This window comes from Pseudomonas sp. G34, from assembly GCF_031119625.1.
GTDB lineage: Bacteria > Pseudomonadota > Gammaproteobacteria > Pseudomonadales > Pseudomonadaceae > Aquipseudomonas.
In genome coordinates this window covers 274025-285929 of sequence record NZ_JAVHZV010000016.1, presented here as the reverse complement: position 1 = coordinate 285929, position 11905 = coordinate 274025, and the positions used below count along the sequence as shown (strand labels likewise).

The window sequence follows — 11905 nt, the reverse complement described above, 5'->3', positions numbered from 1 at the left end:
GAGTGATGAGCATGAGCATGACTCGCCAGGATTGGGAGCAGCGTTACCAGAGCCTGCGCATCGAGGGCCGGGCCTTTATCGACGGCAGCTATCGCGATGCCGTGGGCGGCGCGACCTTCGACAGCATCAGCCCGGTGGACGGGCGGCAGCTGGCCAGCGTGGCCAGCTGCATGGCCGAGGATGCCGAGCTTGCCGTCAAGGCCGCTCGCGACGTTTTCCAGCGCGGCGACTGGGCAAAGCTCGCCCCGGCGCAGCGCAAGCGTGTGTTGATCGCGTTTGCCGACAAGCTGCTGGCCAATGCCGAGGAACTGGCATTGCTGGAAACCCTCGACATGGGCAAGCCGATCAGCGATTCGCTGAGCATCGACGTGCCGGCGGCGGCCAACGCCATCCGCTGGAGCGCCGAGGCGGTCGACAAGCTGTATGACGAAGTGGCGCCCACGCCCCACGACCAGCTGGGTCTGGTGACCCGTGAGGCGGTCGGCGTGGTGGCGGCCATCGTGCCGTGGAACTTCCCGCTGCTGATGTCCAGCTGGAAGCTCGGCCCGGCGCTGGCTGCCGGCAACTCGGTGATCCTCAAGCCCTCCGAGAAATCGCCGCTGACCGCCATCCGTGTCGCCCAGCTGGCGCTGGAAGCCGGCATTCCGGCTGGCGTGTTCAACGTGTTGCCCGGTTACGGCCACACCGTGGGCAAGGCCCTGGCCCTGCACATGGATGTCGACACCATCGTGTTCACCGGCTCCACCAAGATCGCCAAGCAATTGATGATCTATGCCGGCGAGTCGAACATGAAGCGCGTGTGGCTGGAGGCCGGCGGCAAGAGCCCCAACATCGTCTTTGCCGATGCGCCGGACCTGCAGGCCGCCGCCGACGCAGCCGCCACCGCCATCGCCTTCAACCAGGGCGAAGTGTGCGTCGCCGGCTCGCGCCTGCTGGTGGAAAGCTCGATCAAGGAGCGCTTCCTGCCGATGGTGGTCGAGGCGCTGCAGAAGTGGAAGCCCGGTCATGCCCTGGAGCCGGACACCCGTGTCGGCGCGCTGGTCGACGACGGCCACCTGGCCAGCGTGCTGGGGTTCATCGAGTCCGGTCGCGAGGAGGGTGCGGAGATTCTCACCGGCGGCGAGCGGGCCCTGCAGGAGACCGGCGGCAGCTACGTGCAGCCGACCCTCTTCGCCGGTGTGAACAACGCCATGCGCATCGCCCGCGAGGAGATCTTCGGGCCGGTGCTGTCGGTGATCACCTTCGACAGCGACGAGGAAGCCATCCGCATCGCCAACGACACACCCTACGGCCTGGCCGCAGCGGTATGGACGCGCGACATCACCCGCGCCCACCGCACCGCACGGGCGTTGCGTGCCGGCAGCGTATGGGTGAACCAGTACGACGGCGGCGACATGACCGCACCGTTCGGCGGCTTCAAGCAATCGGGCAATGGCCGCGACAAGTCGCTGCATGCCTTCGACAAGTACACCGAACTGAAAGCCACCTGGATCAAGCTTTGAGAGTAGCAACCGGCCTCGCTTGGTCTCGAATGGATTTGCCCCAAGGCGGAGCATTGCAGTTAAGGAGTTTCACATGACTCAACACGTCGACAGTTACTACGCCGCCTCGCGCAACCCGCGGGTCGATTACCCAGCGCTCACCGAAGTCGTCGAGACCGATGTGTGCGTCATCGGTGCCGGTTACACCGGCCTTTCCACCGCGCTGTTCCTGCTGGAAAACGGTTTTCGCGTCACCGTGCTCGAGGCCGCCAAGGTCGGCTTCGGCGCCTCTGGGCGCAATGGCGGGCAGATCGTCAACAGCTACAGCCGCGATATCGACGTCATCGAGAAGCAGGTCGGCGCGCGCCAGGCCCAACTGCTTGGCGAGATGGCCTTCGAAGGCGGGCGCATCATCCGTGAGCGGGTCGCCAAGTACGGCATCCAGTGCGACCTGAAGGACGGTGGCGTGTTCGCCGCCATCACCGGCAAGCAGCTGGGCCACCTCGAAGCCCAGAAGAAGCTGTGGGAGCGCTACGGCCATACCCAGCTGGAACTGATGGACGAGCGGCGCATTCGCGAAGTGGTCGGCACCGACCGCTATGTCGGCGGCATGCTGGACATGAGCGGCGGTCATATCCATCCGCTCAACCTGGCCCTGGGTGAAGCCGCTGCGGTGGCATCCCTGGGTGGCGCGATCTACGAGCAGAGCCCGGCGACCCGCATCGACCGCGGCCCGCAGCCGGTAGTGCACACACCGAACGGGCAGGTGAAGGCCAAGTTCGTGGTGGTGGCCGGTAACGCCTACCTGGGCGGGTTGATGCCGGAACTGGCGGCCAAGTCTATGCCCTGCGGCACCCAGGTGCTGACCACCGAGCCGCTGTCGGACGAACTGGCCCACAGCTTGTTGCCGCAGGATTACTGCGTGGAAGACTGCAACTACCTGCTCGACTACTACCGCCTCAGCGCCGACAAGCGCCTGATCTACGGCGGCGGTGTGGTCTACGGTGCGCGCGACCCGGCGGACATCGAAGCGATCATCCGCCCCAAGCTGCTCAAGACCTTCCCGCAGCTCAAGGACGTGAAGATCGATTACACCTGGACCGGCAACTTCCTGCTGACCCTGTCGCGCCTGCCCCAGGTCGGCCGCATCGGCGAGAACATCTACTACTCCCAGGGCTGCAGCGGCCACGGCGTGACCTACACGCACCTGGCCGGCAAGGTGCTGGCCGAGGCGCTGCGTGGCCAGGCCGAGCGTTTCGACGCCTTTGCCGGGCTGCCGCATTACCCGTTCCCGGGTGGGCAGCTGCTACGCGTGCCGTTCACGGCCCTGGGCGCCGTTTACTACCAGCTGCGTGACCGCCTGGGCATCTGATGCTGCGTCTGCCGGCGCACGCCGTCGGCAGGCTTTTCCGGAGAGAACACCATGACCCGCATGCCCCTGATCGGCGTGACTGCCTGCCGGCAGCAACTCGGCAAATACGATTCGCACACGGTCGGCGACAAGTACGTCGAAGCGGCGGCCCATGCCGGCTTGCCGCTGGTGCTGCCGGCACGCAGCACGCCGAGCGACCCAGAGCAGTTGCTCGAGCAGCTCGACGGCATCCTGTTCACCGGCTCGCCGTCCAACGTCGAGCCCCGGCATTACCAGGGCGCGCCGAGCCTGGAAGGTACCCAGCACGACCCGAGCCGTGACGCCAACACCTTGCCGCTGCTGCGCTTGGCGATCGCCAAGGGGGTGCCGGTGTTCTGCATCTGCCGCGGCTTCCAGGAGCTCAACGTGACCCTGGGCGGCACCCTGCACCAGCGCGTGCAGGAGCTTCCGGGCTACCTGGATCACCGCGAGCCGCAGCGCGATTCGGTGGCCGAGCAGTACGCGCCGCAGCATGCGGTCAGCGTGCAGCCGGGTGGGCTGTTCGAGCGGATCGGCCTGCCGGCGCAGTTCCAGGTCAACTCGCTGCACAGCCAGGGCATCGATCGCCTGGCCGAGCGCCTGCGTGTCGAGGCGTTGGCGCCCGATGGCCTGGTTGAAGCCGTATCGATTGCCGACTCGGCGGGCTTTCTGATCGGCGTGCAATGGCACCCGGAATGGCGCTTCAGCGAAAACCCCGAATCGCTGGCCCTGTTCCAGGCATTCCGCGATGCCTGCCAGGCCTACGCCAGGGCGCGCGACGCCCGCTGAGTCCGCCCGGAGCCCGCTCGGGTTCCGGTTGCTCTGACCTGAACGGGTCGGGATCTCCCGCAGGCCCCTGGCCGTCGGCCGCAGCCGCTGGCTTGGCGCTGCTCGCCGTGGAGATCCTGACCACGTTCGGCAAAACAATTCCAAGACGATGGCAGAGACTTATGAGTGATTACCCAGATGCGTCGGCATCGCCCGTAAAGGCCGCTCCTGTGGCCGGTGCGGCCGCTGTGATTTCCGGCAAGGGCCTGGCCCAGGGCAAGGTCGGGTTGTTGGCCTGCGTGGTGTTGGGCATCTCCACCATCGCGCCGGTGTATACCCTGACCGGCGCCCTGGGCCCGACCGTGCGTGAGGTCGGGGTGTACCTGCCAGCGGTATTCATCGTCGGCTTCTTGCCGATGCTGCTGGTCGCCTTGGGCTACCGCGAGCTGAACGCCGCGGAGCCGGACAGCGGCACCTCGTTCACCTGGTCGGCGCGTGCTTTCGGGCCGATGATCGGCTGGATCGGCGGCTGGGGGCTGGTCACCGCCACCACCATCGTGCTGTCCAACCTGGCCGGCATCGCGGTGGACTTCTTCTACCTGTTTCTCGCCCAGCTGACCGGCCTGGACTGGCTGGCCGACCTGACCCGCAACCTGCTGGTGAATATCGTCACCTGCTGCGTGTTCATCGCCATGGCGGTGTGGGTCTGTTGCCGCGGCATCGGCATGACCATGAGTGTGCAGTACACCCTGGTGGCGCTGCAGCTGGTGGTGCTGATCGGCTTTTCCATTGCCGCGTTCGTCGCCTCGCCGGACAGCTCGCCAGTGGTGTTTCACCCCGAGTGGTTCAACCCGTTCAACATCGATTCGTTCTCCGCCTTCGCGGCAGGCCTGTCGCTGTCGATCTTCATCTTCTGGGGCTGGGACGTGTGCCTGACGGTCAGTGAAGAGTCGGTGGGCAGCGAGAAGGTGCCGGGGCGCGCGGCGACCATCACCGTGCTGCTGATCCTCGCCCTCTATCTGTTCACCGCGGCCGCCACCCTGCAGTTCGCGGGTACCGGCGACACCGGCCTTGGCCTGGGCAATGCGCAGATCCAGGAGAACGTCTTCGCCCACCTGGCCGGCCCGGTGATGGGGCCGCTGGCGATCCTCATGTCCATCGCGGTGCTGGCCAGCACCGCGGCGTCGCTGCAGTCGACCTTCATATCGCCGGCACGCACGTTGCTCGCCATGGGCTACTACCGCGCGGTACCAAAGCGTTTCGCCAGCGTGCATCCGCTGTCGCAAACGCCGCGTTACGCGACCATCGCCGCCGGCATCGCCACCGCGGTGTTCTACGTGACCATGCGCACCCTGAGCGAGAACGTGCTGGCCGACACCATCACGGCCCTGGGCATGATGATCTGCTTCTACTACGCGCTGACCGCCTTCGCCTGCGTCTGGTACTTCCGCCACAGCCTGTTCGACAGCGCGCGGCACTTCTTCATGCGCGGCCTGTGCCCGCTGGTGGGCGCGGTGATGCTGTCGATCATTTTCTGGCAGACCACCTTCGACAGCATGTCGCCGGACTTCGGCAGCGGCTCGCACATCGGTGGCCTCGGCCTGGTGTTCGTGATCGCCGTGGTGATCCTGCTGCTGGGCCTGGTACTGATGTTCATCGCCCGCTGGCAGGCGCCAGCGTTCTTCATGGGCAACACCCTGCAGCGGCAGATGAAGTCCGTAAAAGCAGAGCTGTAGCCTGGCGTTGAGCGTAGCGATACCCAGGGCAATTCCCGGGTGTCGCTGCGCTCGACCCGGGCTACAAATGCGTTGTTTCAGAAACGACAAAGGGACGCCGCAGCGTCCCTTTGTCGTTTACCGCAGGCTGCTTATCAGGCGGCCTGGGTCTTTTCCTCGGCTTGTTTCACCGCGCGGTTAAGGGCGCTGAACAGCGCGCGGAAGCTCGCCGTGGTGATGTTCTCGTCGATGCCGATGCCGTGCAGCGGGCGCTGGCCATCGAGACGGATCTCGATGTAGCAGGCCGCCTTGGCGTTGGCGCCGCCACCAATGGCGTGCTCGTGGTAGTCCATCACCTCGACGGCGACCGGCAGGCTCGAGGCCAGGGCTTCCAGCGCGCCCTTGCCCGAACCGCTCCAGCGCTGTTCCTGGCCGTTGACCTGCACCTTGGCCTCGACGCGGCTTTCACCGTTCTCTTCTTCCAGGCGATGGCCCTTCAGCTCGTAGGGCGAGGTGGCCTTGAGGTATTCGCTGTCGAGCAGCTTGTGGATCTGCGAGGCGGTCATTTCCAGGCCCAGGCGATCGGTTTCCTTCTGCACCACCTGGCTGAACTCGATCTGCATGCGGCGCGGCAGGTTGATGCCGTATTCCTGCTCGAGCAGGAAGGTGATGCCGCCTTTGCCGGACTGGCTGTTGACGCGGATCACCGCCTCGTAGTCGCGGCCGATGTCGGCGGGGTCGATCGGCAGGTACGGCACTTCCCACAGCGCACCTTCCTGCTGCTGGGCGAAGCCCTTGCGGATGGCGTCCTGGTGCGAGCCGGAGAAGGCGGTGTGCACCAGGTCACCGACGTACGGATGACGCGGGTGTACCGGCAGCTGGTTGCAGTCCTCGACCACCTTGCGCACCGCGTCGATGTCGGAGAAATCCAGCTGCGGGTTGACGCCCTGGGTGTAGAGGTTCAGCGCCAGGGTCACCAGGCAGACGTTGCCGGTGCGCTCGCCGTTACCGAACAGGCAGCCTTCGACGCGATCGGCGCCGGCCATCACCGCCAGCTCCGAAGCGGCCACGCCGGTGCCGCGGTCATTGTGGGTATGCACGCTGATCAGCACGCTGTCGCGGCGGTCGACGTGGCGGCCGAACCATTCGATCTGGTCGGCGTAGTTGTTCGGCGTGGCGCACTCGATGGTCGCCGGCAGGTTGAGGATCAGCGAGTTGGCCGGAGTCGGCTGGAACACCTCGATCACCGCGTTGCACACCTCGACGGCGAAGTCGATCTCGGTGCTGCTGAACACTTCCGGCGAATACTCGAAGCCCCACTGGGTCTCAGGCGCAGCAGCGGCCAGGCGCTTGATGGTGGTGCCGGCGGAAACGGCGATGGCTTTGACGCCGGCCTTGTCCTGGTTGAAGACGATCTTGCGGAAGCTCGGTGCGCAGGCGTTGTAGTAGTGGACGATGGCCTTCTTGGCGCCCTTGAGGGACTCGAAGGTGCGCTCGATAAGGTCGTCACGGGCCTGGGTCAGTACCTGGATGGTCACGTCGTCCGGGATGTGGCCGCCTTCGATCAGCTCGCGCACGAAGTCGAAGTCGGTCTGCGAGGCGGACGGGAAGCCCACTTCGATTTCCTTCAGGCCGACCTGCACCAGGCATTTGAAGAAGCGCATCTTCTTCTCGGCATCCATCGGCTCGATCAGCGACTGGTTGCCGTCACGCAGGTCGGTGGACAGCCAGATCGGCGCCTTGTCGATGATCTTGTCCGGCCAGGTGCGGTCGGGAATCTGGATCTGGGTGAACGGGCGGTACTTCTGCGAAGGGTCTTTGAGCATGCTCATGAATCAATCCTGAAGGCGAGGGCCCGCGTGGGCCGTGCTGAAAAAAACAGAGAAATCGAAAGGCGAGAAAAGGCGGCCGGCAGACCCTACCGCAGTCGCTGCGCGACGAGGCAGAGATTGGCGTGTTGCCGCAGCAGGATGAGGGTCTGGGAGATAGTCATGGGCTCAACCCTAACCATTGAGGGTAAAGCTGGCAAGCCTGTGTTGAAAATTGGTGAAAACCACCAAGGTGAACTCCTTGGTGGTTTTTTATTGCGGCTAAAAAGCGTTTTCAGCTTGTCGGTTGCGCAGCGTTTTCAGCTGGTGTCGGTGCGTGCAGGTTGGGACGCAGCTCGCGCATGTCCGCCCCACTCGGGTGCTGGAACACCCGCAGGCCGAACTCCGGCAGGATCGCCAGCAGGTGGTCGAAGATATCCGACTGGTAGCCTTCGTAAGCCGCCCAGGCCACGGTATTGGTGAAGCAGTAAAGCTCCAGTGGCAGGCCGTCGGCGGTGGGTTGCAGCTGGCGCACCAGCAGGGTCATGTCCTGGTTGATGCCGCGGTGCTGGCGCAAATAGAGCTCGACGTAGGCGCGGAAGGTGCCGATGTTGGTCACCCGCCGGGTGTTGGCCGGCTCCTGGGCCGCTTCGGCCAGTTCGGTGTTCCAGCTCAGCAGCTCGCTCTGCTTGCTGCTCAGGTACTGGCCGAGCAGCAGGAAGCGCTGCAGGCGGGCGATTTCGTCGGGGCTCAGGAAGCGCACGCTGGTCTGGTCCAGGTACAGGCAGCGCTTGATACGCCGCCCGCCGGATTCCTGCATGCCACGCCAGTTCTTGAACGGGTCGCTGATGAAGCGTTTGGTCGGGATGGTGGTGATGGTCTTGTCGAAGTTCTGCACCTTGACCGTGTGCAGGGCGATGTCGATCACATCGCCGTCGGCGTTGAGCTGCGGCATCTCGATCCAGTCGCCGACGCGGATGATGTCGCTGGAGGAAATCTGCACGCTGGCGACCAGCGACAGCAGGGTGTCCTGGAAGATCAGCATCAGCACCGCGGCCATGGCACCGAGGCCGGAGAGCAGGATCAGCGGCGAGCGATCGATCAGCGCGGCCACCATCAGGATCGCCGCGATGGCGTAGATGACGATGGTCACCACCTGGATGTAACCCTTGATGGGCTTCAGGTGAGCGTTGGGGCGGCGCTGGTAGAGCATGTTGATCAGGTTCAGCACGCCGCCGATGGCCAGGGCGATGGTGAGGATGATGAACGCGCTGCAGACGTTCTCCACCACCGTGACCACGGCCTCGGGCAGGTGCGGGATCACCTTGATGCCACTGGTGAGGATCAGTGCCGGCACGATATTGGCCAGGCGGCGTACCACGTGGGAGTCGCCGAGTATCTTGTCCTGGCCGACGCTGGTCGAGCGCAGTGCCCGGTAGAGGCCGCGCACCAGAATGCGCTTGACCACCCAGTTGGCGATCCAGGCACCGAGAATCAGCAGGCTCAGGCTGATCAGGGTGTGCAACTCCGGGTATTGCTGAAGCCACTTGAGGGTGGCCTGGTAGTGTTCGTTCATCGCGTCTCTCGCTGGTTTCATGACCCCCATCGCCGGTGCGCCGGGCGATAGCGCGCGTACCTTAGCAAACCCAGGTTGCCGGCGGGTATCTGCGCATCTCTGGTAACCATTGGCTCAGCTGATGCGCAGGCAGCGCTGGGGCGCAGGGGATGATCGACGCGGTGCACGCCGCCGCTCACGCCGTCACTTGGCGTAGGCGTACTCGCCGCCTTTTTCCAGGGCGCGTTGGTAGGCGGGGCGGGCGTGGATGCGTTCGAGAAAGGCGCTGAGGCGCGGGCGGCTGGCGTCCAGGCCGGCGCGAGCGGCAGCGGCTTCGAGCGGAAAGCTCAGCTGGATATCGGCGGCGCTGAACGCTTCGCCGGCGAACCAGGTGCGCTCTCCCAGCTCGCCTTCCAGGTAATCCAGGTGCAGCTTGAGTTGCGGGGCGACGAAGGCGTTCTTGACCTTCTGGGCGATGCCCCGGGCGACGGGTTTGACGAAGAACGGCATCGGGCTGCTTTCCAGCTTGTCGAACACCAGCTTGAGCAGCAGCGGCGGCATGGCCGAACCTTCGGCGTAGTGCAGCCAGTAATTGCAGCGCAGGCGTTCCGGGCTATCGGCAGGGGGCAGCAGGTGCGGGCCGTAGCGGTTGGCGAGGTAGTCGATGATGGCGCCGGATTCGGCCAGCGTAAGGTCGCCGTCGGTGACCACCGGCGACTTGCCCAGCGGATGCACGGCGCGCAGTTCCGGCGGAGCGAGCATGGTCTTGGGGTCACGCTCGTAGCGCTTGATCTGGTAGTCGACGCCCAGCTCTTCGAGCAGCCAGAGGATGCGCTGCGAGCGCGAGTTGTTCAGGTGGTGGACGGTGATCATGGTGGCTCCTTGGAGAGGTCGCGCAATCGCCGGTCAGCGAGTCGCGTCAGGTTAGCCGCGAACGGGTGATGCTGCCGCCCTATATTGGCTCAGGGCTTGAACGCGCCAATGAAGATCGCCGGGTCGACCCGCGCATCGTTGAGGCTGACGTTCCAGTGCAGGTGTGGGCCGGTGGCGCGGCCGGTGGCGCCGACCTTGCCGAGCACGCCGCCGCGCGGCAGCTCGTCGCCGACCTTCACACCGATCTCCGAGAGGTGGCAGAACATGCTGATCAGGCCCTGGCCGTGGTCGACGAACACCGTCTTGCCGTTGAAGAAGTAGTCGCCCACCAGGATCACCTTGCCGGCCGCCGGTGCCTTGATCGGCGTGCCGCGGTTGGCGGCGAAATCCAGCCCCGAGTGCGGGTTGCGTTCTTCACCATTGAAGAAGCGGCGCAGCCCGAAGGGGCTCGACAGGGGCCCGTTGACCGGTTTGTCGAACAGCAGGTTGCTCGGCTGGCGCGGGCTGAACTGCCGGTAGGCGCGGGTCTGCTCGGCCAGTTCCTTTTCGATGCGCGCAAGGTTCTTGGCGTTGGGATTGACCTGCTGCTGGTTCTTGATGGTGATGCGCTGCTCGACGTACTGCTTGCTGCCCACCTGGAAACTCAGGCGCTGGCCGGCGGATTCGATCTGCTGGGTGCCCGGTTTGACGCTCAACGGGATGCCGACGATGGCGATCCAGCGCAGCCCGTCCTCTTTTACCACCAACACCGGCTTGCCCTGATAGGTGGCGCTGGGCGCACTGGCGCTGTTGCCCAGGTCGACCACCGCTACGCCGCCCGGCACCGGCTTGTTGAGCAGCCGGCTGATAAAGCCTTCGGCGTGGGCGGGCAGGGCGAGGCACAGAGTGAAGAGCAACAGCAGGGAGCGCATGGGGTGTCCTTATCGGTATCAGTCCAGCAGCGAAAGCGTGACCGGGGCGAGGTGATTGTCTTCGACGCGCACTTGCAGTTCGCCTTCGCCCAGGCGCGCCTTGAGGCGCTGCCCGGGCTGGGTGGCGGCGGCGCTGCGAATCGCCCGGCCGCGCTCGTCGAGCAGAATGCTGTAGCCACGCCCCAGGGTTGCCAGCGGGCTGACCACATGCAGCGTCTGCATCTGGCTCTGCAGCAGCAGGTGGCGCGCCTTGAGGCCTTCCTTCATCGCCCGCGGCAGGCGCTCGGCCAGGCTGTCGAGGCGCTGGCGCAGCAACGTGAGATGGCGCCCGGGGTGTTGACCGGCCAGGCGGGCCTGCAATTGAGCCAGCTTGTGGCTGCGTTGATTGAGCTGCTGGGTGAAGGCGCGGCGCAGGCGCATGTCCAGATCGTCGAGGCGCTGGGCCTGCTGACGCAGCCGCTCGCCGGGATGGCGCATGCGCCGGGTCAGGCCATCGAGGCGCATGCGCTCGCGGGCCAGGCGGCCGTTCATCGCCAGGGTCAGGCGCCGTTGCAACACGCTGACGCGCTGGGTCAGATCGTTGCTGTGCGGTGCCAACAGCTCGGCGGCGGCCGATGGTGTAGGCGCACGCACGTCGGCGACGAAGTCGCTGATCGACACATCGGTCTCATGGCCTACCGCGCTGACGATGGGCGTCACGCAGGCGGCCACGGCGCGGGCCACGGCTTCCTCGTTGAAGCACCAGAGGTCTTCCAGCGAGCCGCCGCCGCGGGCCAGGATCAAGGCATCGAAGCCCTGGGCATCGGCCAGCTTCAGCGCGCGGACGATCTGCGCCGTGGCCTCGCGGCCCTGCACAGCGGTGGGAATCAGGCTCAGCTCGACCTGCGGGGCGCGGCGGCGGAACACGCTGATGATGTCGCGGATCACCGCGCCGGTCGGCGAGCTGACGATGCCGATACGCCGCGGGTGGGCGGGCAGGGCGCGTTTGCTTTCGGCGGCGAACAGGCCTTCGGCGCCGAGCTTTTCCTTCAGCGCCTCGAAGGCCAGGCGCAGGGCGCCGTCGCCAGCGGGCTCCACGGCGTCGAGAATCAGCTGGTAGTCGCCCCGGCCCTCGAACAGCGAGACCTTGCCGCGCACCTTCACCGCCAGGCCGTCGCGCAGCGCCTGGCGCACCCGAGCGGCGTTCTGCCGGAACAGCGCGCAACGCACCTGGGCCTGGCTGTCCTTGAGGGTGAAGTAGATATGCCCGGAGGCCGGCCGCGCGAGGTTGGAAATCTCGCCCTCGACCCAGATGCCCCCGAAGACATCTTCGAGCAACAGGCGCGCGCGGTTGTTGAGCTGGCTGACGCTGAGCACCTCGCGGTCGAGGTTCAGGCGTTGGAACGGGTCTTTGATCATGGCCGG

9 protein-coding genes are annotated in these 11905 nt (G+C 65.8%); 4 read left to right on the top strand and 5 right to left on the bottom strand.

Annotated elements, in window-relative coordinates; genetic code table 11:
- Window positions 1–11: 11 nt before the first annotated feature.
- The 4 genes from QYS36_RS11380 (at window position 12) to QYS36_RS11365 (ending at window position 5375) form a co-directional block, all read left to right on the top strand.
- Window positions 12–1502: an aldehyde dehydrogenase gene (locus tag QYS36_RS11380; RefSeq protein ID WP_308839576.1), complete on the top strand. Its 1491-nt coding sequence runs from the start codon at window positions 12–14 to the stop codon at window positions 1500–1502.
- A gap of 73 nt (window positions 1503–1575) precedes the next feature.
- On the top strand, window positions 1576–2853 hold the full coding sequence (locus QYS36_RS11375) for an FAD-binding oxidoreductase (RefSeq protein WP_308839575.1): 1278 nt from the start codon (window positions 1576–1578) through the stop codon (window positions 2851–2853).
- A 51-nt stretch (window positions 2854–2904) separates the two neighbouring features.
- Window positions 2905–3660 carry a gamma-glutamyl-gamma-aminobutyrate hydrolase family protein gene (locus QYS36_RS11370; RefSeq protein WP_308839574.1) on the top strand — a complete coding sequence of 252 codons (756 nt, stop codon included), beginning with the start codon at window positions 2905–2907 and terminating at the stop codon, window positions 3658–3660.
- A 161-nt stretch (window positions 3661–3821) separates the two neighbouring features.
- Window positions 3822–5375 (top strand): APC family permease, encoded by a 1554-nt coding sequence (locus tag QYS36_RS11365; protein WP_308839573.1) that lies wholly within the window; start codon window positions 3822–3824, stop codon window positions 5373–5375.
- 134 nt (window positions 5376–5509) lie between these two features.
- Here the strand turns inward: QYS36_RS11365 and leuA are convergent, their stop codons facing one another.
- The 5 genes from leuA to xseA form a co-directional block, all read right to left on the bottom strand.
- Window positions 5510–7186: a 2-isopropylmalate synthase gene (leuA, locus tag QYS36_RS11360; protein ID WP_308839572.1), complete on the bottom strand. Its 1677-nt coding sequence runs from the start codon at window positions 7184–7186 to the stop codon at window positions 5510–5512.
- 271 nt (window positions 7187–7457) lie between these two features.
- Window positions 7458–8738 carry a mechanosensitive ion channel family protein gene (locus tag QYS36_RS11355; protein ID WP_308839571.1) on the bottom strand — a complete coding sequence of 427 codons (1281 nt, stop codon included), beginning with the start codon at window positions 8736–8738 and terminating at the stop codon, window positions 7458–7460.
- A gap of 183 nt (window positions 8739–8921) precedes the next feature.
- Window positions 8922–9590, bottom strand: coding sequence for a glutathione S-transferase (locus QYS36_RS11350; protein ID WP_308839570.1), 669 nt, complete (start codon window positions 9588–9590; stop codon window positions 8922–8924).
- A gap of 89 nt (window positions 9591–9679) precedes the next feature.
- Window positions 9680–10501, bottom strand: a complete 822-nt coding sequence (locus tag QYS36_RS11345; RefSeq protein WP_308839569.1) for a peptidoglycan DD-metalloendopeptidase family protein — start codon at window positions 10499–10501, stop codon at window positions 9680–9682.
- Between the two features lie 18 nt (window positions 10502–10519).
- A complete protein-coding gene (gene xseA, locus QYS36_RS11340; RefSeq protein WP_308839568.1) occupies window positions 10520–11899 on the bottom strand; it encodes an exodeoxyribonuclease VII large subunit in 1380 nt (459 codons plus the stop codon).
- Window positions 11900–11905 lie beyond the last annotated feature (6 nt).